General features: G+C 72.4%; 18 protein-coding genes. 10 read left to right on the top strand and 8 right to left on the bottom strand.

Features of this window, described 5'->3' with window-relative positions:
• Positions 1-5: 5 nt before the first annotated feature.
• A complete protein-coding gene (locus tag ACSJD1_RS02530; protein ID WP_438853738.1) occupies positions 6-1175 on the bottom strand; it encodes an NAD(P)-binding domain-containing protein in 1170 nt (389 codons plus the stop codon).
• A 186-nt stretch (positions 1176-1361) separates the two neighbouring features.
• On the opposite strand from ACSJD1_RS02530, the gene ACSJD1_RS02525 reads away from it, so the two are divergent.
• Positions 1362-1559, top strand: a complete 198-nt coding sequence (locus tag ACSJD1_RS02525) for a DUF3073 domain-containing protein (RefSeq protein WP_155050705.1) — start codon at positions 1362-1364, stop codon at positions 1557-1559.
• 113 nt (positions 1560-1672) lie between these two features.
• Here ACSJD1_RS02525 and ACSJD1_RS02520 read toward each other — a convergent pair whose 3' ends face one another.
• The 3 genes from ACSJD1_RS02520 to purM all read right to left on the bottom strand — a co-directional run bounded on the left by ACSJD1_RS02520 (position 1673) and on the right by purM (position 4329).
• Positions 1673-2332: a hypothetical protein gene (locus ACSJD1_RS02520; protein ID WP_438853737.1), complete on the bottom strand. Its 660-nt coding sequence runs from the start codon at positions 2330-2332 to the stop codon at positions 1673-1675.
• Between the two features lie 106 nt (positions 2333-2438).
• Complete coding sequence (locus ACSJD1_RS02515; protein WP_438853736.1) at positions 2439-3212, bottom strand: LLM class flavin-dependent oxidoreductase; 774 nt, start codon at positions 3210-3212, stop codon at positions 2439-2441.
• 4 nt (positions 3213-3216) lie between these two features.
• On the bottom strand, positions 3217-4329 hold the full coding sequence (gene purM / locus ACSJD1_RS02510; protein WP_438853735.1) for a phosphoribosylformylglycinamidine cyclo-ligase: 1113 nt from the start codon (positions 4327-4329) through the stop codon (positions 3217-3219).
• 69 nt (positions 4330-4398) lie between these two features.
• Between purM and ACSJD1_RS02505 the strand changes: the two genes are divergently transcribed.
• Positions 4399-5016 carry a zinc-binding alcohol dehydrogenase gene (locus ACSJD1_RS02505; RefSeq protein WP_438853734.1) on the top strand — a complete coding sequence of 206 codons (618 nt, stop codon included), beginning with the start codon at positions 4399-4401 and terminating at the stop codon, positions 5014-5016.
• Here ACSJD1_RS02505 and ACSJD1_RS02500 read toward each other — a convergent pair.
• Positions 4997-6337 (bottom strand): acyltransferase family protein, encoded by a 1341-nt coding sequence (locus tag ACSJD1_RS02500; protein WP_438853733.1) that lies wholly within the window; start codon positions 6335-6337, stop codon positions 4997-4999. The genes ACSJD1_RS02505 and ACSJD1_RS02500 overlap by 20 nt on opposite strands.
• Positions 6338-6382: 45 nt before the next feature.
• Between ACSJD1_RS02500 and ACSJD1_RS02495 the strand changes: the two genes are divergently transcribed.
• The 4 genes from ACSJD1_RS02495 to ACSJD1_RS02480 all read left to right on the top strand — a co-directional run bounded on the left by ACSJD1_RS02495 (position 6383) and on the right by ACSJD1_RS02480 (position 14206).
• Complete coding sequence (locus ACSJD1_RS02495) at positions 6383-6835, top strand: hotdog fold thioesterase (protein ID WP_438853732.1); 453 nt, start codon at positions 6383-6385, stop codon at positions 6833-6835.
• Positions 6836-6867: 32 nt separating this feature from the next.
• Entirely contained in the window at positions 6868-7599 is a 732-nt protein-coding gene (locus ACSJD1_RS02490) for a glutamine amidotransferase (RefSeq protein ID WP_438853731.1), read from the top strand.
• 165 nt (positions 7600-7764) lie between these two features.
• Entirely contained in the window at positions 7765-12747 is a 4983-nt protein-coding gene (locus ACSJD1_RS02485) for an nSTAND1 domain-containing NTPase (protein ID WP_438853730.1), read from the top strand.
• A 145-nt stretch (positions 12748-12892) separates the two neighbouring features.
• Complete coding sequence (locus ACSJD1_RS02480; protein ID WP_438853729.1) at positions 12893-14206, top strand: hypothetical protein; 1314 nt, start codon at positions 12893-12895, stop codon at positions 14204-14206.
• A gap of 80 nt (positions 14207-14286) precedes the next feature.
• Here ACSJD1_RS02480 and ACSJD1_RS02475 read toward each other — a convergent pair whose 3' ends face one another.
• Positions 14287-15237, bottom strand: coding sequence for a trypsin-like serine peptidase (locus tag ACSJD1_RS02475; protein WP_438853728.1), 951 nt, complete (start codon positions 15235-15237; stop codon positions 14287-14289).
• 369 nt (positions 15238-15606) lie between these two features.
• On the opposite strand from ACSJD1_RS02475, the gene purF reads away from it, so the two are divergent.
• A complete protein-coding gene (purF, locus tag ACSJD1_RS02470) occupies positions 15607-17064 on the top strand; it encodes an amidophosphoribosyltransferase (protein WP_438853727.1) in 1458 nt (485 codons plus the stop codon).
• Positions 17065-17121: 57 nt separating this feature from the next.
• On the opposite strand, the gene ACSJD1_RS02465 is transcribed toward purF, so the two are convergent.
• Together ACSJD1_RS02465 and ACSJD1_RS02460 are read right to left on the bottom strand one after the other, a co-directional pair.
• Positions 17122-17601 (bottom strand): hypothetical protein, encoded by a 480-nt coding sequence (locus ACSJD1_RS02465; RefSeq protein ID WP_438853726.1) that lies wholly within the window; start codon positions 17599-17601, stop codon positions 17122-17124.
• 39 nt (positions 17602-17640) lie between these two features.
• On the bottom strand, positions 17641-18021 hold the full coding sequence (locus tag ACSJD1_RS02460; protein WP_438853725.1) for a sterol carrier family protein: 381 nt from the start codon (positions 18019-18021) through the stop codon (positions 17641-17643).
• Positions 18022-18116: 95 nt separating this feature from the next.
• On the opposite strand from ACSJD1_RS02460, the gene purD reads away from it, so the two are divergent.
• The 3 genes from purD to ACSJD1_RS02445 all read left to right on the top strand — a co-directional run bounded on the left by purD (position 18117) and on the right by ACSJD1_RS02445 (position 21405).
• The gene (gene purD / locus ACSJD1_RS02455; protein WP_438853724.1) at positions 18117-19427 is read left to right on the top strand and encodes a phosphoribosylamine--glycine ligase; all 1311 of its coding nucleotides are present in this window, start codon (positions 18117-18119) and stop codon (positions 19425-19427) included.
• A gap of 52 nt (positions 19428-19479) precedes the next feature.
• Complete coding sequence (locus ACSJD1_RS02450; RefSeq protein ID WP_438853723.1) at positions 19480-20424, top strand: phosphoribosylaminoimidazolesuccinocarboxamide synthase; 945 nt, start codon at positions 19480-19482, stop codon at positions 20422-20424.
• Between the two features lie 138 nt (positions 20425-20562).
• A complete protein-coding gene (locus tag ACSJD1_RS02445) occupies positions 20563-21405 on the top strand; it encodes a VOC family protein (protein ID WP_438854110.1) in 843 nt (280 codons plus the stop codon).
• The last annotated feature ends 11 nt before the right edge of the window (positions 21406-21416 follow it).

Here is a 21416-nt window from a genome sequence, read left to right as displayed (position 1 = left end):
GCGCGCTAGATCATCGCCATGATCTGGCGTGCGATCATGCGGCCGGCTCGGCTCGCACCGATCGTCGAGGCCTGCGGCCCGTAGCCGGCGAGGAAGATCCGCGGATCCTGCCATGCGGCGCCCTGCCCGACGGTGACGCCGCCGGCCCGCTCGCGGAGCTTCAGCGGAGCGAGGTGACGCAGCTCGGGTCGGAAGCCGGTCGCCCAGATGATGGCATCGGCCTTCGCCTCGCTGCCGTCGGACCAGACCACGCGGTCGGCCTCGATGCGGTCGAACATGGGCTTGGCGACCAGCAGGCCCCGATCGATGCCGGCCGCGATGCGCCGGTTCTTGGGTACGCCGGTACCGCTCACGACGGAGGGCAGCGCGCGCCCCGCACGTGCCGCCTCGTCCTGCCGCGAGACCGCGGCCGATGCGCCCTCGAGGTCGAGCTCCTGCCGATCGAGCCAGTCGATCGGGCGGCGCGACACCCAGGTGAGCCCGGAGGCCACGCCCTCGAGCTCGAGCATGAAGCCGATCGCCGAGGTTCCGCCGCCGACGACGATCACGTTCTGGTCGCGGAAGTCCTCGGCCGTCCCGAAGTCGGAGGTGTGGAGATGACGGCCGCGGAACTCGCCCATGCCCGGGTAGTACGGAACGAACGGCGACCCCCACGTTCCCGTCGCGTTGACGAGGAACTGGGCCCGCAGTTCACCGCGCGGAGCGCCCGGCGGCGGCGCCGCCTCGAAGGTCTTGCGCCGCCGGCCGAAGAAGCCGCGGCTCCTCAGCTCCTCGACGGGTTGCGGGCTGAGGTCCTCGTATTCGATGCGCAGGTCGACGCCGTCGTTCGTCACCCGCCGGACGTCGACCGGGCGGTGCACGTTCAGCCGGTAGTGCTCCTCGAACCGGCCGTAGTAGTCCGCGACGACCTCCTTGGCCGGAAGCGAGCGGTCGGCGGTCTCGAAGCTGATGCCGAGCTCCCCCATGCCCGGCAGGTCGTTCACCTTGTGGGCGGTGCCCAGGCGCAGGGACGACCAACGATGCTGCCACGCGCCACCCGGTCCGGGGGCGCGATCGAGCATGACGAAGTCCTCGTCGGCGACGAGTTCGAAGCGTCGCAGGTAAAAGGCGACAGACAGCCCCGCCTGTCCGGCACCGATCACCGCGACCTTCACGCGGTCGGGGATCGCATCCACCCCACCATCCCACCATGTCGGAAGGGGTGCTTCGGGCCACGTCACGGCGTCCTCACGCCCTCCACAGCGCCGCCGTGGCATCCGATCGGCCCCCGAGGCGGTGGTAAACTACCAGCCGGGATTGTTCATATCAAAGAGCCGGGTGACGTCCATCCCATCCGGCCAGACGTCGTAAGGGGGTCACGCATGGGGCGCGGCCGTCAGAAAGCCAAGCACACCAAGGTCGCTCGGGAGCTGAAGTACTTCAGCCCCGCCACCGACTACAGCGCGCTCGAGCGCGAGCTCACGGCTTCGCATGACCACACCGACGAAGAGATGTCGAAGTGGGCGGAATACGCCGACGACGACTCCTACGTCCACGACGACGGGTCCCACCGCTCCTGATCATCCCCGGCTGAGCGGCGCACCCCGAGGGGCCGCCGCGCCGGGTTCTTCACGTGCCCGCGCGATCGCCCCAGTACCGCGTCCCGGCGATGCGGGGGTCGGTTCGCGCCGGGTCAGCCCCGGAGCATCCGCCTGAGGCCTGCGCCGGTCACGAGCGCCATGGTGGCCGCCATCAGCACGCCGGATGCCGCGAAGAGGGCGAACACGATCGGTGCAGGCGTGCCCACGTCGACGAACGGCGACGGCGCGAACGTGAACGGCAGGCCCGCGAGCCAGGCGGCCATGCCGAGCGGCACCCACCGCCATGCGCGCGGGACGTGGGCGGCGGCGAGCATCGGCCACTGCGCGAGCGGGATGCTCGCGAGCAGCACGACGCCGGCGACGCCGATCACCAGCCAGGTGCTCGGCAGCGTCCAGTCGATCGCGACCCCGAGATCGGCGAGCGTCGAGGGCAGCATCCCGATGGCCCAGGCGCCGGATGCCGCGCCCGCCGTCGCCGCGACCCACCGGCCGACCGACACCTCGACCGGTCCCCCGCGCAGCGCGACCGATTGGCCGAGTCCCAGCAGGGCGCCCTCCCCTGCGCCGAAGACGACGAGCAGGAGCCAGGCGGACCACGCGGTGAGGCCGGCGGCGTCGGCGAGCGCGAAGCCCGTCACCGGAACCAGGAACCCGACGCCCTCGCCGAGGACCGTGCCGACGACCCAGCGGACCAGGCGGAATCCGCGCACCGCCGGCACCGTCTCGAATCGTGTCGGGGAGAGGTCGCTCACGGCGCCGACGCTAGCCGCTGCACCGCAGCGAGGCGCGGCCCATGGTCCCCCGGGATGACGGCGCGGGCCGCAGCCGGTCGCCCAGGGGTCGGCGCGGGCGGCCGAGTCAGTCGCCCGGATGCGCCGCGCGCCACTCCGCCGTGGTCTCGGCGAACCGCTCGAGTTCGTCGAGCGTGCCCGCGGCGGTGATCGCCCGGAGCACGACCTCGTCGACCACGCCGTCGTACGCGCGCAGAGCGGACTCGCGATTGATCGTCGCATCGATCGGCTCCACGCCCAGCCGGGCGAAGTTCGCCGCGTACGACACGTACGACCCGTATCGGTCCGCCTCCCTCTGCAGCGCCGCGCGCGCCGCGCCGTCGGAGATCGTGCGGACGTAGAGGACGCCGCGCACCTCCCCGGAACGATCGCCCGCGTCGCGTCGCAGGTCGTCCATGGCGTCGGCCGCGGCGGCGGGGGTCAGCCAGTTCAGCACGACGGCATCGGCCAGTTCGGCGGCGAGTCGCCGCATGCGCGGACCGAGGGCTCCGACGGCGATGCCGGCATCGGTGCGGCCTCGGAGCTCGGCGACGGCGTCGGCCATCGTGCCGACGGGGTGGTGCGCGCCGCCGGAGCCGATGCCGAACGTCGTGCGCTCGGCCGGGATGCCGGCGAGGTCGAGGTTCGCGACCGGTCGTCGGTCGACCGGGATCACGCCCGTCGCGAGTCGGAGCCGCTCGGTCGTCTCGGCGACGACGCGGAGGCCGGCGAGCGAGTCGCCGCCGGGGACGTCGTTCAGCCAGAGCCCGTCGAAGCCGAGGCGCTCGAGCCGCGGGGCGAGCGCCCGCAGCGTCTCCGGGGCCGTGGTGCCCGGGAGCCCGATCGAGACGGCGGCGCGCATCCGATCAGCTCGCGTAGCCGCCGACGAGGCGGACCGCGCCGCCGTCGACGCCCTTGGCGCCCTGCTCCCAGCCGGATGCCGCCGCGTCGCGTTCGCCGGTCGAGACCGTGCCGACCTGCCAGGCGGGCAGGCCGAGCCGGTCGAGTTCGGCGATGACGGATGCCGCGGCATCCGCTGCGACGACCGCGAAGAAGCCGATGCCGAGGTTCCAGGTGCCCTCGGTGGACTCGAGCGTCGTGCCCGCCAGGTCGTTGAGCACGCGGAACACCGGCTGGGGCGACCAGGTTGAACGGTCGACCTCGACCCACGAGCCGCGCGGGAGGACGCGTGCCAGGTTCGCCGCGATGCCGCCGCCCGTGACGTGCGAGAGCGAGTGCACCGCCCCGCCGAGCGTGTCGTGGGCGAGCAGCTTCACGAGCGGCCCGGAGTAGAGCCGCGTGGGCTCGAGGAGGGCCTCGCCCCAGGTCGTGCCGAGGTCGGCCGAGGCATCCGCGTACGAGAGCTTCGCGTTGGAGAGGATGTGCCGGACGAGGGAGTAGCCGTTGGAGTGCAGGCCGGACGACTCGATCGCGATGACGGCATCGCCGTCTCGGACGCGCTCGGCGCCGAGGGCGCGGTCGGCCTCGACGACGCCCACCGCGGCGCCTGCGACGTCGTAGTCGTCGACGCCCATGAGGCCGGGGTGCTCGGCGGTCTCGCCGCCGACCAGCGCCGTGCCGGTCTCGGCGCAGGCGCGCGCGATGCCGGTCACGATCGCGGCGATGCGGTCGGGCACGACCTTGCCGCACGCGATGTAGTCCGTCATGAAGAGCGGGGTCGCGCCCACCACGACGATGTCGTCGACGACCATGCCGACGAGGTCCTGGCCGATCGTGTCGTGGATGTCGAGCGCCTGCGCGATCGCGATCTTGGTGCCGACGCCGTCCGTCGAGGTGGCGAGGAGGGGGTGCGAGTAGTCCTTCGCGAACGAGAAGTCGTAGAGACCGGCGAAGCCGCCCACGCCGCCGAGCACGTTCGGCCCGTGCGTCTTCGCGACCGCTTCCTTCATCAGCTCGACGGCGAGGTCGCCGGCGGCGGTGTCGACTCCGGCAGCGGCATAGGACGAGTTCGCGCTCACCCGTCAAGGGTACCCGCGCGGCGCGCGCCGCTCGGGCCGGCTGTCGGGGGACGGCGGTAGAATCCGTGCATGCACGCGGGGTCCACGCCATCGTGGGTGATTCGCGAGAACGCGAGCACCGGAGCCCTCCTCGCCCTCTACCTGCGAGAGGTGCTGGGCGTCGCGTCGCCCGCCGAACTCCCGCGGCTGCGCGACGTGGGCCGCATCGGTCCCGAGGGGTCGCGCGACGTCGACGCGCACGACACGCTCGAGAAGCAGTGGCGCGCGTGGTGGTCGATGACCGTCGAGCCCGAATCGCACCCCTCGCCGGTGCCGCTCGAACTCGTGGAGGAGTTCGGCACCGCCGTCGCCCTTCCGGTCTCCGGCGCGGAGGCCCTCGCGGCCGCCATCCGCCCGCATGCCGAGGCCGGGCTGGCCTGGGCCGACTGGGCGCACGAGCGCTATCGCACGGCCTCGGCCGCCCGCTCGGGCGACACGTACCGCGCCTACGCGGGCTCGATCGCCGAGCACGAGCGCGAGGTCGGTCGGCGCGCGCACTCGTTCGAGCTCAACGTCGAGGTGCTGCCGCTCGCGGCATCGGGCATCTGGTGGATCGGCGAGAAGACCGTGGCCGTGACCGACACCCTGCGGTCCGATGCAGCGGCCTTCGACGACGCCATCCACCCGATCATCGCCGAGCTCGCCTGACCTCGCGCGGCCCCGGCGACGCCGAAGCGGCCGGGCGTGCCCGGTCGAGCGCGACGGCGGCCGCGAGCAGCACCGTCCCCCCGGCGGCCAGCGCGAGGTCGAGCCCCCGGAGAATCACCGCGAGGAGCGGGATGAGCGCGAGCACCGCCGCGACCACGATCGTCGTCGCCGACGGCCGGCGGGACCCGGGACGGGCCGCCCGGGCGAACCGCTCGAATCGCGCGAGCGGGTACGAGATGAGCCACACCACGACGAGCACGAGGACGAACACGGCGGGTCGTCCGATCCACCACGCGACCTGCGTCGGCGCGGGAGCGAGGGCCGGCACGAGCAGCGACGTCGCCGAGATGACCACGATGACCGGCAGGTGCCAGAGGTAGAGCGTCAGCGCCCGGCTCGCCACCAATCCCACGACGGCCCGAACGGGCCGTGACGCCATGAGCCGCCCGAGCGCGGAGTGGAACAGCGTCAGCAGGCTGACCTGCGCGATGCCGAGCAGCATGAGCGAGACCGTCGGCGGGTCGAGGTTCGTCAGCATGTTCGGCGCATGCCAGCCGGCGGCGACGCCGAGCCAGGCCAGCGCGTACGCCGCCACCGCGATGGCCGCGAGCTGCACGGGCCGGCGACCCGCGAACCACCCGTCGGCGTACCAGAACCCGAGTTGCTGCACGAAGCCGCCGACGAAGAGCAGGTCGATCAGGCCGATCTCACGACTGCCCGTCGCGAACCGGGCGAGGTCGACGAGCGCGGCCGCTCCGGTGAGCACGATGAGCGTGCCGCGCGGCGCGCGCTCGTGCAGCGCGAGGAGCCACGGGACGAGGCACTGCACGAGGAGGTACGCGGCGAGGAACCAGAGCGGCACGCCGATGCCGGCGGCGATCGCGCCGAGCAGTGCGGGGTCGACGCCGGTGAAGGTCGCGATCGGCAGGGCGGCCGCGAGGACGGCGAACAACGGGAGTGCCGGCGCCGCCAGTCGCAGCGTGCGCGAGCGGACGAAGTCGGCGGCGGTGTCGCCCAGTGCCCGCCGACGGCGCCACGAGGTCGCCGCGGTGAAGCCGCCCAGCGCGAAGAAGAGCGGCATGATCTGCCCGACCCACGTCGCCGGGACGAACCAGGGCTGCTCCTCGACGGGGCGGGACAGCACGATGCGACCCGACGGATCGAGGCCGACCCCGACCATGAGCAGGTGCGCCACCACGACCAGGAGGATGCAGGCGACCCGCGCGAGGTCGACGACCGGATCGCGCGACGCCGACGACGCGGCCGGCACCGGAGCGCGCACCGGTACATGCAGCGCGCGGAGGTCGTCGTCGTCTCCCACGGCACCATCATGGCCGCCCGGTCGCCGCCGGCGCAGCATCGGCGCATGGCAGACTCGATGCCCATGAGCATCTGGTTCGGCGAGCCCTCACTGGAGTGGGCGAACTCGCGCGGCGAGCACGCCCTGATCCGCGCCCTCGGCATCGAGATGACCGAGATCACGGACGGCTCGTTGAAGGGGCGGATGCCCGTCGACCACCGCACCCGCCAGCCGGGGGGCGTGCTGCACGGCGGCGCATCCGTCGCCCTCGCCGAGACGCTCGCGAGCTGGGGCGCATCGTTCACGGTCGATCCGGCGCAGAACTACTGCGTCGGCATGGAGATCAACGCGAACCACGTCCGCCCGGTCTCCGAGGGGTGGGTGTACGCGGAGGCGAGCCCGATCACGCGCGGCCGCACGACGCAGGTGTGGGACATCCGGATCACCGACGAGCAGGGGCGGCTCGTGTGCGTGTCGCGCTGCACCATGGCCGTGCTGCCCACGCCCTCGCAGTACTGACACGCGGCGAGCGCCGCGCGTATCGTGGGGCCGTGAAGCCGTTCGTGCTCCTCGCCACCCGAGCAGAGGACCAGCCCGCCGACGAGGAGTACGCGCTCTTCCTCCGCGGCACCGGGCTCGACGAGCGCGACCTCATCCGCGTCCGGCTCGAGGCCGAGCCGATGCCGCGGCTCGACCTCGATGCGCTGTCGGGAATCTTCGTCGGCGGCGGGCCGTTCAACGCGTCCGACCCCGCCGAGCGCAAGTCGGCGGTGCAGCGCCGCGTCGAGGCCGAGTTCGCGACGCTGCTCGACGAGGTCGTCGCCCGGGACTTCCCGTTCCTCGGCGCCTGCTACGGCGTCGGCACGCTCGGCGCGCACCAGGGCGCGCTGATCGACGACCACTTCTCGGAGAAGATCGGCGTGGTCCCCGTGACGATGACGGAGGCCGGTGCCGACGACCCGCTGCTCGCCGGGATGCCGGGGACGTTCAACGCGTTCGTCGGGCACAAGGAGGCGATTCGTGCGCTGCCCCCGTCGGCGACGCTGCTCGGATCGTCGCCGACCTGCCCGGTGCAGGTGTTCCGCGTCGGCGCCAACGTCTATGCGACGCAGTTCCACCCCGAACTCGACCTCGAGGGCATCCAGGTGCGCATCCGCGCCTACGCGAGCTACGGCTACTTCGCGCCCGACGAGCTCGAGCTCACGCTGGCCGCCGCCGCGCGCGCGGTCGTGTCGGAGCCGAGCCGGATGCTGCGGCGGTTCGTGGAGCTGCACGCGCGGTAGGGCACGGCCGTAGTCGGGAAGGCGACGCCGTTCGACGGTCGCGACCGTACCGCGAGCGGATCGCGACCGGGATCGCGGAGGGTCGGATCGAGCCGGACCCGCGGACGTGCGACCGGCCATCGAGGAGGACGCATGCTCGCGGCCGGGAGACCTTACAGTGACACCGTGGACTTCGGTGTACTGGGTCCCCTCCGGGTGGAGGGGCCCGACGGGGCGATCGAGATCCGGGGAGCCAAGGAGAGACTCCTGCTCGCCCGGCTCCTCGCCGCGCGCGGCAGGGTGATCCCCACGAGCGACCTGATCGACAGCCTCTGGCGAGAGGAACCGCCGACGTCGGCCGCCAAGTCGCTGCAGACCTTCGTCCTGCGCCTGCGCAACACCCTCGAGCCGGACCGCGAGGGCAGTCCCCGGCTGCTGCTCACCGACGGTCCCGGATATCGGCTCGCCGTGGACGCCGGCCGGGTGGATGCCGAGCGCTTCACCAGGCTCGCCCGGATGGGCGAGCGCGCGTTGGCCGACGCGCGCCCCGAGCGGGCCATCGCCGCCGTGAGCGAAGCGCTCGACCTCTGGCGCGGCCCCGCATACGCCGGGTTCGAGTCGACGCCGGCCATCGCGGCCGAGGCACGCACCCTCGAGGAGTTGCGCATCACGGCGACCGAGGTGCGTCTCGCGGCCCAGCTCGCACTCGGCGAGGTGTCCGGTGCCATCCCGGACCTCGAGCGCATGGTTCTCGAGCACCCCCTCCGGGAACGGCTCTGGGAGATGCTCATGACCGCGCTGTACCGCAGCGGCCGTCAGGGCGAGGCGCTCGGAGCCTTCGATCGGGCCCGCGCCATCCTCGCCGAGGAACTGGGAGTGGACCCCGATGCCGGCCTGAGGGCCGTCCACGCCCGTGTGCTCGCCCACGACCCGGCACTCGGGCGGCCGAACCTTCGCTCCGCACTTCCTCCAGCCCTTCAGCCGCCGAGTCGGTTCGTCGGGCGAGAGGCCGAGCTGGCCCGTCTCCACGGACTCTGGGACGACGCGATCCGGGGGGCCTCTCGGATCGTGGTGGTGCGCGGTCCCCGAGGAAGCGGGGGACGAGCGCTCGCCGCAACCTTCGCCGCCGAGGTCGTCCGGGACGGCGCGACCGTGCACTACCTCTCCTCATCGATCCGCGACGACGGCGCGGCCGTCACGGTCCCCGGGGCCGCGGTCCTGGTCGTCGCCGACCACACCGACGCCGTCCTCCCTGCGACGTTGACGATCCGGTTGACCGGGCGACTCGGACCGGTGCCCGCGGGGGCGGACGTGCTCGACCTCGGCCCGCTCTCACCGCAGGACACGCGGCAGATCGTCGCCGACTACGTCGCCGTCGACGAGGTGACCTCGGTCACTGCCGAGGTGCTCGAGCGAAGCGGCGGCTGGCCCGGCGCGATCCACGCGGCGGCGCTCGAGGCCGCACGCGAGCGCGCCATGCGCCGGGTCGAGGTCGCAGCCGGCGCCCTCGGTTCCACCGGCGCCGAGCTCTCGCGAGTTCGGACCGAGCTCGCCGACGGCATCGAGGTGCTGCAAGGGGCACAGTCCGCACTCAGCGCTCCCGACCCCGGCAGGTGTCCGTGGCGCGGCCTCGAGGCCTACGACGTCGGAGACGCGCGCTGGTTCGCCGGCCGCGAGCGCCTCGTCGCCGAACTCGTCGCGAGCCTCGCGGCATCGCGAGTGCTCGCCCTCGTCGGCAGTTCCGGCTCGGGCAAGTCGTCCCTGCTCCGTGCGGGCCTGCTGGCTGCGCTCGGCGCGGACGCCCTGCCCGGCAGCTCCGGATGGCGGGTGGTCGCACTGCGGCCGGGCGAGCACCCGATGCGCGAGCTCGCCCGCGAGGCACTCGGGCAGGCAGGACGTGAGTCGGTCGGCGAGCTCCTCACCCACCTCGTCACCGCCGCGGTCGACGACCTCAGTCGTGTCGTCGTGGTCATCGACCAGTTCGAGGAGGTGTGGACGGTCTGCACCGACGAGTCCGAGCGGCGCCAGTTCCTCGACTCCGTGAGCGAACTCGCGACCGACGCCCGCTCCAACGTGAGCATCGTCCTCGCGATGCGGGCGGACTTCATGGGGAGATTGGCCGAGCACGAGGCCCTGCGGGGCCTCGTGCGCGACGGGACGGTCCTCGTCGGGCCGATGACCCGAGCCGAGGTGCACCGTGCCGTCGAACGTCCCGCCCGCGCGGCCGGCCTCGTCCTCGACGACGGCCTCGTCGACACCGTCGTCAGCGACGCCGGCGAGGAACCCGGACTGCTTCCGCTGCTCTCGGTGACCCTCGCCCAGCTCTGGGAGCAGAGGGACGAGCGCGCCCTGACCTACGCCGCGTACGTCCGGATGGGTGGGTTGAGCGGCTCCATCGCCAGCCTCGCCGAGGAGTGCTGGACCGCGATGACCGACTCCGAGCGGGATGCGGCCCGGCTCGTGCTCATGCGGCTGACCGGTCCGGGCGACGGAGCAGGGGTGACCCGCCGACGCGTCGCGATCAGCGAACTGGAGTCGTTGTCCCGCCCCGACGTGCGCGAGGCCGTCGAGGCGATGTCCCGAGGTCGCCTCCTCACGGTCTCCGACGGCACCGTCGAGGTCGCCCACGAGGCGCTGTTCCGGGAGTGGCCGCGGTTGCGCACGTGGCTCGTCGAGGACGCCACGGGGCGCGCGATCCAGCGCCGGCTCGCGGTCGCCGCCGCCGAGTGGGAGGCCGAGGGACGGGAACCGTCCGCGCTGTGGTCCGGCACCAGGCTCGCCTCCGGCCTCGAGATCGCCGAGTCGCGCCCCGAGGAACTGACCCCGGTCGAGCACGACTTCCTGCGAGCGGGGCACGACGCGTTGGACGCCGACCGACGAGCGACCGAGGAACGCGCCAGGCAGAGCACCCGCCAGAACCGCCGACTGCGCCGACTCGTCGCCGGAATCGCACTGGTGCTGATCGTGGCCCTCGTGGCCGGCGTCGCGGCGTGGCGGGCCCAGCAGAGCGCCCAGGCCGCCTCGCTCTCGGCAGAGGCGAAGGGACTGGCCGCCACGGCGCTCAACATCGAGTACCCGGACCTGGCACTGCTCGCCGCCGTCGAGTCGACGAGGATCGAGCAGAGCCCGGAGACCTACGGCGCCCTGCTCACCCTGTTGGCCAGACAGCCCGCCGTCGCCCACCGGGTGCGCACCGAGAACCGGTTCCTCCGCATCGCGGCGAGCCCGGACGGCGGCTTCGTCGTCGTCACCGAGAACCACCCGTTCATCCGCGCGATCGATGCCGACACCGGTCAGACGCTGTGGAACGTCGAGATGCCGCAGCGCGGCCAGGCCGGCCAGCCGACCGTGACCGCCGACGGGGCCGGGGTCATCGTGCCGGAGTTCTCCGATGAGCCGGGCCTCGTCCGCCTCGACGCGGAGACGGGCGAGGTCGACTGGGAACTCCGTGGCGTCGACGCCCTGGTCCCCGGCTCGGTCGAGGAGATCGATGGTGGCGGCATGCGGAGCGACGGGCGGTACCTCGCGGCGAACGGCAGCCATGTCCTCACGATCGACGCCGCCACCGGGGAGCTTCTCGACGCGGTTCCGTGGCCCGAGGCGGCGCCCTTCACCGACTTCTTCCTCGTCTGGCCGGACGGTCGGGTGAGCCGCGCCGACGAGGATGAGGCGACGGGCGAGGTCTTCGACCTCCGCCGCCCGGAGCTCGGTTCCGTGCAGGTCGCGGGGATCCCGACCTCGGTGTCGCCGGATGGCTCACGACTCGTCATGGTCCACCACGACGACACCGGGTCGAACGTGGAGATCGTCCCGACCGGCGACGTCGAGGCGCAGACGCCGACGGTGCGCGTCGAGAGCTACGTTCGCGGAGCGCCGTGGTCATCCGACGGTACGCTCGTCGCCCTGACCGCGGAACGCGGAATCCAGGTTCTCGACGTCGCGACCATGCGGCTCGGTCGTACCGCCGTGGCGCACAGCGGTTCGGTGTTGGACGCCCGGTTCGCCGGACTCGACGGCCGGATGGTCTGGACCGCGGGACGGGACGGGACGTCGGTCGGGTTCGACCTCTCGGGCCGGACGACGCCGATCGCGACGAGCACGGTCGGCCTGAGCCCTTCCCTCGGCGCCTCGAGCCACTCGGCACAGCGAGGTGCGCACATCAAGCTCGTCTTCACGGGCACCCCTCACCTCGCCTACGTGACCGACCTGCGTACCGGCTCCAATCTCGGGGAACTGCTCCCCGACATCGGCGGACCCGGCGGCGCATGGCCGCCCGACACCGGGTTCGAGCCGGGCTCGGTCGCCATCACCCCGGACGGCGACGTGGCGGTCGTCGGGGTCAACGCGTACACGCCGGCCCTCGCCTATCTCGAGGACCGTGGGGCGGTCGTCCTCTTCGACGCTGCGACGCAGCACCAGCTCTCCGTGATCGAGGTCCCCTGGATGGTGCACAGCGTGGCCGTCACCCCGGACGGACGACACGCGGTCGTCAACGGTCGGGGCGGGTTCGCCGTGATCGACCTCGCCGATGCGACCCTGACCTACGGGCCGACGGAGCTCGAGGAGTCGGAGGGCATCGACGGCACCACGGCGACGGCGGTCTCGCCGGACGGCCGTTTCGCGGCGCTCGCGCGCAACGACGAGATCGTGCTCATCAGCATGGAGGACGGGCACGTCGTCCGCCGGGCGGCGGTCGCCAGCGACGACGACCAGTTCGTGCAGGCACTCGCGTGGTCGAACGATTCCCGCACGCTCGTGGCCGGGGCCGACGACGGTCGGCTCCACGTCGTCTCCGCCGCGACGCTCGAACCGGTGGCGCCGTCTCGGCTCATCACCGGGGGATGGGTGATCGACCTCGAGACGGCACCGGACGGCCGCACGCTGGCGAGCATGGGTTCCGACGGCGACATCATCCTCTGGGACACCTCGACCTGGCGGCCGTATGGCCAACCCGTCACCGACGACCGCACGTGGGGGTGGCTGACCTTCTCGGAGGACGGGCGGAGCCTCCGCGCGTTCTTCGAGGAGGGCGACCTGGTGCAGGTCTCGGTGGACCCGTCCGATTGGGTGGCCGCGGCGTGCGCCGCCGCGGGGCGCAACCTCACGGCAGAGGAGGCGGCCGTCATCGTCCCGGATCGGCCGCTCCAGCCGAGCTGCCCCGAGGAGTGAGTCGACCCGCATCGCGAACCGCCCGTCGCCCGCGCGTCACCGCGACCAGGTCGCGACCGAGCCGCGACCGCCCGCATCCACGCTGGGATCAGCGCCGCCGCAGGGGCGGGGCCAGACGCGAGGAGAGCGACAGATGAGAAGACGCATGCGATTGCTCCGGTCCGGAGCGGTGGTCGTCGTGGCAGTGGTTGCCGGCGGAGGGCTGGCTGCGGCCACCAGCGCGAGCGCCGACCCCCTGAGCGCCACGGTGGACGGGTGCCGGCTCGTGGAGCTCCCCCTGCCCGAGGGCGGATACGACGGGGGCGTGATGGATATCGAGGTCGTGGACGGCGAGACCGTCTACTACGGCAGCTACCACGTCCGCGACGAGAGCGGCGAGGAGCACCAGCGGGTCGCACTGTGGCGCGGGCTCGAGGGTGGGCCGGAGCCGGTGGACCCGGGTTTCGGGGCGTGGTCGGACATCGCGTTCGAACTCACGGAGTCCGGCCTCATCAGCGGGGTCAGCGAGGACGCGGACCGTGGCAACCCGAAGCCGTGGGTCATCGACCTCGCGACCGGCGCAGTCGCGCTGATCGATACGACTCGGGGATCGGCCGGTGACGGCAGCGAGATGTGGGTGCGACGGATCAACGACGCCGGGGCGGTCGTCGGAAGCGACGCACCGGGGGTCGGCTCCAAGGGGAACATGCGGGCGTACGGCTGGGAGCACTTCACCGGCGACGCGGTGCGCCTCGATGCATCCTCCTTCGCCAGCCAGGGCTGGGGCATCAACAATCTCGGCGACCGCTCCGGCTTCATGGCGAAGGGGAAGCAGCCGAAGTACCCTCACTGGACGGACTACAACCCGGTCGTCTGGCACGCCGACGGCAGCACCACGCCCCTTCCTCGCGTCGGCATCGACGCCGTCGCCCGGATGGTCAAGGACGACCGGACTGCTGCCGGCGACGGATGGTGGGGGTGGAGCATCGACACCGGCCACGTCGAACCGGTGTTCTGGCCGTCCTACGACGAGGTCGTCGGACTCGGCGTCCTCGACGGCGGCGGGTGGGGCCGGGTCTTCGGCATGGACGAGGGCGGATGGCTCGTCGGAGCCGTCGACCGCTGGACCGAGGAGACACCTGTCACCCCGTTCGGCTTCACCGACCACGCCTTCCTCTACATCCACGGCACGACGGCGCCCGGGCACCTGCGCATCCTCCCCTCGCTCCACGCGGTCGAGACGGGGGAGAGCGACTGGCGGGAGTGGCACGGCAGTGCCGTGCACGCCGTCAACGCCGGCCTCGACCAGGCGGCCAGCGGCTCGCACAGCGGCTTCGCCGACGATGGCACCCCGACGTGGGGCGCCACGGTCTGGGTGAACGCCTCCCAGTGCGGTGTCGAGGTCGAGACGACCCACGACCCATGGCACCTCACCGATCTCGAGTCCGCACGTGCGGAGTCGGCGGAGGCGGGCTCCTGACGACGAAGCGCCCCGCACCGGTCCCTCGGTGCGGGGCGCTCCGCGATCGGACGGCCGCGCTCAGCGGCCTCTGCGTGCGATCAGGATGCCGCCGCCGTGGCGTACGTCGACTGGGCGACCGAGCCGTAGTACGGCCCGAACATCACGTTCGGGATGTTGTTGTAGCCGAAGCTGTTCAGCGAGTTCTGCGAGCCGTTGCCGAGGAACCAGGGACCACCCGACGAGCCGCCCGTCATGTCGCACGGAATGCCCTGCGACTGCGTCTGGCCGTACGGGTCGGCGGTCGCGGTGCCGGCGCACGACTTCAGCGTCTGGCCGTTGAAGGGCGCGGCGGCCGGGTACCCGAACGCCTCGTAGGAGAGCCCGCGAGCCTGGTTGAACGAGATCGCGGTGCCGCCGACGGTGGCCTGCAGCGTCCTGCCGCCGACCGTGCCGACCGTGGCGAAGGCCGTGTCGTAGGTGATGTCGCCGCCCTTGGTCCACTGCTGCGGCGCGGCGAGCTTCGTCGCGACCCACTGGCCGTAGGGCGCGGCGCCGTTCTCGTAGGCCGGCACGAAGGTCCAGTTCGTCGCGTACTTGCCCTTGCCGCCGTGCACGCAGTGCGCGGCGGTCGCGACGACGCTGCCGTTCGCCGAGCTCACCGAGTTGCCGGAGCACACGTAGTTGCGGCCGTTCAGCGTGAAGAACACCTTGCCGATGTTCGGCACGGGCGACTCGCTCGCCGCCATCGGGGTGACCTCGGGCGTCGGCGCGGGCTTGCCGTACGTCACGGGTGCGCCCGCGGCGACGTCGGCGGCCGGCGTCGACGCCGACTTGCCGGCGAGCAGCGCCTCGGCCGGAGTCGCCGAGCGCATGCGCTCGGCCGTCCAGTACCCGGCGGCTGCCGCACGCTCGGCCGCCGGCACCGCGCGCTGGTCGACGCCCGGCGGCACCGCGGGCGGCGCGGCCGACGCGGCGGTCGGCGCGGCGAGGAGCCCGCAGGCGACGAGGGCGGCGCCGGCGAGCGCCGCGCGCAAGGAGGTGAGCTTCATGGTGAGCCCTTTCTGAGCAGGCGGCGGCGGTCCCCCCAAAGGTCGCCGCGCCGCAGATGTGCGAATGCGGGAGAGCGTGGCACACGTCCCCCGTTCGGGGGGAGAGCCGCAGGCATCCTTCGGGGAAATCGACAACTCGCCAGAGGGATCCGAGGAATCTCCCGCAGGACGATGGCGCGCGGGATAGGTTCATCGTTTGGCCGTCGGCGGCCCTCATCGACCGCCGAGCTTGCTTCGCTCGCTCCCTCGGGCTCCCCGCCGCTCACGTGAGCAGCGGCATCCGTTCAGCCGGCTCACACGCGCGCGTATGCGAGGATGTATCGTCCAGCTCGGACGCTTCACCACACCTCCCGAGGAGCCATCGCTCGCATGTGCGGCATCGTCGGCATCGTCTCCACCGAGCCCGTCAACCAGCAGATCTACGACAGCCTCCTCCTCCTGCAGCACCGTGGGCAGGACTCGACGGGCATCGCGACGGCCGACGGCCCCGTGTTCCACATCCACAAGGCTCGCGGCCAGGTGCGCGAGGCGTTCCGCACCCGCGACATGCGCTCGCTGCTCGGATCCATGGGCCTCGGCCACGTGCGCTACACGACCAAGGGCGCCGCCGAGCGCGAGGAGGAGGCCCAGCCGTTCTACGTGAACGCGCCGTACGGCATCATCCTCGTCCACAACGGCAACCTCACGAACACGCGCGAGCTCTCGGAGGACCTGTTCCGCATCGACCGACGCCACGTCAACTCGACGAGCGACACCGAGATGCTGCTCAACGTGCTCGCGACCGAGCTGCAGGGCCAGATCACGGGACTCGACCTCGATCCCGACCAGGTCTTCCAGGCCGTCTCGCACGTGCACGAGCGCGTCGAGGGCTCGTACGCCGTCATCGCCATGATCGCGGGCTACGGCCTGCTCGCGTTCCGCGACCCGTTCGGCATCCGGCCCCTCATCCTCGGCAAGCGCACCACGGACGCCGGCAAGGACGAGTGGATCGTGGCCTCCGAGTCGCTCGTGCTCGAGAACGGCGACTACGAGATCGTGCGCGACGTCGAGCCCGGCGAGGCCGTGTTCATCACCCTCGACGGCGAGATGATCTCGCGACAGTGCGCCGCGAACCCGCGGCTGGTGCCGTGCTCGTTCGAGTACGTCTACCTCGCGCGCCCCGACTCGATCATGAACGGCATCTCGGTCTACGAGGCGCGCCTGCGCATGGGCGACCGGCTCGCGAACACGATCGCGACCCACATGGACCAGGGCGACATCGACGTGGTGATGCCGATCCCCGACTCGTCGCGCCCGGCCGCGATGCAGGTCGCGCAGAAGCTCGGCATCGAGTACCGCGAGGGCTTCTACAAGAACCGATACGTCGGTCGCACGTTCATCATGCCCGGCCAGGCCGCGCGCAAGCGCTCGGTGCGGCAGAAGCTCAACGCCATGGGCACCGAGTTCAAGGGCAAGAACGTGCTCATCGTCGACGACTCGATCGTGCGCGGCACGACCTCGAAGCAGATCGTCGAGATGGCCCGCGCCGCGGGCGCGAACAAGGTCACGTTCACCTCGGCCGCTCCGCCGGTGCGCTTCCCCCACGTCTACGGGATCAACATGCCGAGCCGTGCCGAGCTCGTCGCGCACGACCGGAAGATCCCCGAGATCGCCCGCGAGCTCGGGGCCGACCACATGATCTACCAGGAGGTCGAGGACCTCCAGGCCGCGATCACCGAGGGGACGTCGATCGACCGCCTCGACCTGTCGTGCTTCACCGGCGAGTACGTGACCGGCACGGTCACGCCCGAGTACCTCGACTGGGTCGAGCGCACCCAGCTCAGCTGACGGTCGGCCCTGCCGGGGCCCTGCGACGGCCGGACGGCGAGGTCGCGGCCGGCGCGATCAGGACGTCGGGTCGTCGTCGACGTAGCGCGTCGACTCGTGCTCGGCGACGGCCGTGCCGCGCCGCCTCGCGAGCATCCGGTCGATGACGAGCGCGGCGACGCCGCCGAGCGCGAGCCCTCCGGCACCGCACCACAGCAGCAGGAAGCCGAACACCTGACCGCGGTCGAACTGCTCGTTCTCGGGGAACGCGAACGTGAGGACCAGCGCGACCAGCACCCCGAGCGCGGCGCCGAGCAGGAGGAAGCTGCCGTATCGCGGCGAGCGCCGCACGGTCACGGCATCGCTGGTCAACGCGGTCTCGAGGTGCTCGACCGCCTCGGGGTCGACATCCATGCGCTCGACCTTGGGGCCGGATGCGTCGCCGGCGACGTCACGGTCGACGGGAGCGACGGATGCGTCGGGCTCGACGGATGCGTCGGGCTCGACTGGCCCCGACTCTGCGGAATCGGCGGGCTCGGGACGGTTCGCATCGCTCACCCGTCCATTCTCCCGCATGCGGCCGGCGCCCCGAGCGCGTCAGGCGAGGCGTGCGGCGTCGATCACGGGCACGACGCCCTCGAGGTCGGCGCGTTGCCCCGACGCGTGCACCCGCCCCGCGGCACGGGCGTCGACCCACGCGAGCGAACCCGTCGCGAGCCCCAGCCAGGTCGCGGCATCCGTCTCGACGACGTTCGGCGGTGTGCCCCGCGTGTGCCGCGGGCCCTCGATGCACTGGACCGCCCCGAACGGCGGCACGCGCACCTCGACGGTGCTGCCGGGTGCGCGGTCGGCGAGCAGCTGCAGCGTGTATCGCACCGCCAGCGCGAGCGTGCTCCGGTCGACGGATGCCGCGGCATCCGCCCTCATGAACGCGGCGACCGCGTCGCGGCCCTCGACGTCTCCGATCCTGCGCGGCATGCTCCCATCCTCCCCCACGCACGGCGGCCGGCGGCGGCCAGTCGGCCGCCGTCACGCGCCCGATCCGGCGGGAGGGGGTCCGGTAGCCTGAGCGGGTGAGAATCCTCGTCCTCGGTTCGGGCGCGCGCGAGCACGCCATCATCCTCGCCCTGCTCGACGAGGAGGCCGGCCACGAGATCGTGGCGGCGCCCGGCAACGCGGGCATCGCGGCGTCCCCCACTTCGTCGGCGCGCGGCAGCGTCGAGACGATCGCGCTCGATCCGACCGACCCGGTGATCGTCGCCGACTACGCGATGGACAACGACATCGAGCTCGTCGTCATCGGCCCCGAGGCGCCGCTCGTCGCCGGCGTCGCCGACGCGCTGCGCACGCGGGGCATCGCGGCGTTCGGTCCGGGCAAGGCCGCCGCCGCGCTCGAGGGCTCGAAGACGTTCGCCAAGCGCGTCATGGAGGCGGCGGGCGTGCCGACCGGCCGTGCGAGCCTCGTCGACTCGCTGCCGAAGGTGACCGCGGTGCTCGACGAGTTCGGCGCGCCCTACGTCGTGAAGGCCGACGGCCTGGCCGCCGGCAAGGGCGTGCTCGTCACCGACGATCGCGAGGCGGCGCTCGCCCACGCTGCGCACTACCTGCAGCAGGGCCCGGTGCTCATCGAGGAGTTCCTCGACGGCCAGGAGGTCTCGCTCTTCCTGCTCGCCGACGGCACGAACGTGCTGCCGCTCTCGCCCGCGCAGGACTACAAGCGGCTCCGCGACGGCGACGAGGGTCCGAACACCGGCGGCATGGGCGCGTACTCGCCCCTGCCGTGGCTCGACGAGCGGTTCGGCAGCGAGGAGGCGTTCGTCGACGAGGTCATCGAGACGATCGCCCGGCCCACGGTGAAGCAGCTCGCCGAGGAGCAGACGCCGTTCATCGGGCTGCTCTACGCCGGACTGATCCTCACGAGCCGCGGCATCCGCGTCATCGAGTTCAACGCGCGCTTCGGCGACCCCGAGACGCAGGTCGTGCTGCCGCGGCTGGCGACGCCGCTCTCCGGTCTGCTCTACGCGGCCGCCACCGGCGGGCTCGGCGAGCTGCCGCGGCCGGAGTTCCGGCCCGACGCGGCCGTCACGGTCGTGCTCGCCAGCGAGGGCTACCCCGAGTCCCCCGAGACCGGGCGCCGGCTCGACGGCCTCGACGCCGCGGCATCGGTGCCGGGCGTCCACCTCGCCCACGCGGCGACGGCGGTCGGCTCGACCAGCGACGACGCCGAGCCGCACCTCATCGCGACGGGCGGCCGCGTGCTCAACGTGGTCGCCCTGGGCGACGACTTCGCCGAGGCGCGCCGACGCGCGTACGAGGCCATCGGGCAGCTCCGCCTCGACGGCGGCCAGTACCGCACCGACATCGCCGCGCGAGTCGCGGACTGAACGGGTGCGAAGCGTGCCGGGCGACGGCATCCGCGACGCGAAGGAGACGGACATGACCGACGTGAACGACCTCACCGGCTGGACCCTCGTCTACTCGGGCAAGGTGCGCGACCTCTACGTGCCCACCGACCTCATGACCGACGACGACACCTGGACCGGCGACCCCATGGGGCTCTCACCCGTCGTCCTCGTCGTCGCGAGCGATCGCGTGAGCGCGTTCGACGAGGTGCTTGAGCCCGAGATCCCGGGCAAGGGCGCGCTGCTCACCTCGCTCACGCGGTGGTGGTTCGACCGGCTGCCAGAGGTGCCGAACCACCTCGCGTACGCCGAGGACGACCGCTACCACGACCTGCCGGAGATCCCGGCCTCGGTCGCCGACCGCGCGATGCTCTGCCGGACGCTCGACATGTTCCCGATCGAGTGCGTCGTGCGCGGCTACCTCACCGGCAGCGGCTACGCGGAGTACGTGGCCACGGGCGCGATCGGCGGGCTGCCGCTGCCCGAGGGGCTGCAGGACGGCGACCGGCTCCCCGAGCCGGTGTACACGCCGGCGTGGAAGGCCCCCCTCGGCCAGCACGACGAGAACATCTCGTACGAGCGCACCGTGGAACTCGTCGGCGAGACCGTCGCCGAGCAGTTGCGCGCGATCTCGCTCTCGGTCTTCCAGCACGCCTCCGAGGTCGCCGAGGAGCGCGGCCTGATCCTCGCGGACACGAAGTTCGAGTTCGGCGCCGACCGGGAGCTCGGCATCGTGACGCTCGCCGACGAGGTGCTGACGAGCGACTCGAGTCGCTACTGGGACCTGGAGGCGTACCTGACCGGGGCGACGCCCGAGATCCGCATGGCGAGCTTCGACAAGCAGATCGTCCGCGACTGGCTCGCGGCGAACTGGGACCGGGCGTCCCAGTCGGCGCCGCCGAGCCTTCCGTCCGAGATCGTCGAGCAGACGGCCGAACGCTACCGGGCGCTCGTGGAGCGGCTGACGCTCGGGCTGTAGCGCGGTCGGGTCGGGCGGAGACGCGTTCCCGCGAGCGGGAATAGCCGCCGAGAGGACGTGGTTGAAATAGTTGTGCCTACAACTGATTCTGGTGCCGCAGCCGGCGCCGCCTCCGACCGGCTCGCCGCCGACACCGCGATGGGGCCCGTGACCCTCCGCGTCGCCGACCTCGACGCCATGATCCGGTACTACCGCGACGGCGTCACCCTCGAACTCCTGAGCCACGACGGGCCCGTGGCGGTCCTCGGCCGCGGCGGCCTGCCCGCCGTCATCCTCCAGCACGCGCCCGAGCTGAGGCACGCGTCGCCCCGCAGCGCGGGGCTGTTCCACACCGCCATCCTGTTCGACACCCGCGAAGCGCTCGCCACCGCCCTGCTCTCCGTCGCGTCGAAGTACCCGGGCACCTTCACGGGCAGCGCCGACCACCTCGTGAGCGAGGCGTTCTACTTCGACGACCCCGAGGGCAACGGCGTCGAGCTCTACTTCGACCGCGACCGCTCGACGTGGAGCTGGACGCACGGCACGGTCGAGATGGCCACGATCTTCCTCGACCCCAACGGCTACCTGCGCGAGCACCTGACCGAACGAGGGGCGGATGCCGCGGCGGCAGGCACCGGGCTCGGCAGCGCCGGCGTCGGCCACGTCCACCTGTCGGTCGGCGACGTCGCGAGCGCGCGCGAGTTCTACGTCGACCGCCTGGGCTTCGACCAGACCGCGACCTACGGCGACCAGGCGCTCTTCGTCAGCGCCGGCGGCTACCACCACCACATGGCGATGAACACGTGGAAGAGCCTCGGCGCCGGGCGCCGGCAGCTCGCGCTCGGCCTGGGCAAGGTCGAGATCCTGGTGCCGACCGCCGACGACCTCGGCGAGCTGGGCGAGCGGATGGCGCACTTCCGCGTTCCGTCGCGCGACGACGGCCGGACACTCGCGTTCGACGACCCGTGGGCGAACGTCGTCGAAGTGCGCTCGGCGGAGTAGCGGCGCGCGCG

It is taken from the genome of Agromyces excoecariae (assembly GCF_051715505.1).
Taxonomy (GTDB): Bacteria; Actinomycetota; Actinomycetes; order Actinomycetales; family Microbacteriaceae; genus Agromyces.
The sequence above is the reverse complement of the archived record's forward strand: the minus strand, read 5'-3'. Positions and strand labels throughout refer to the sequence as shown.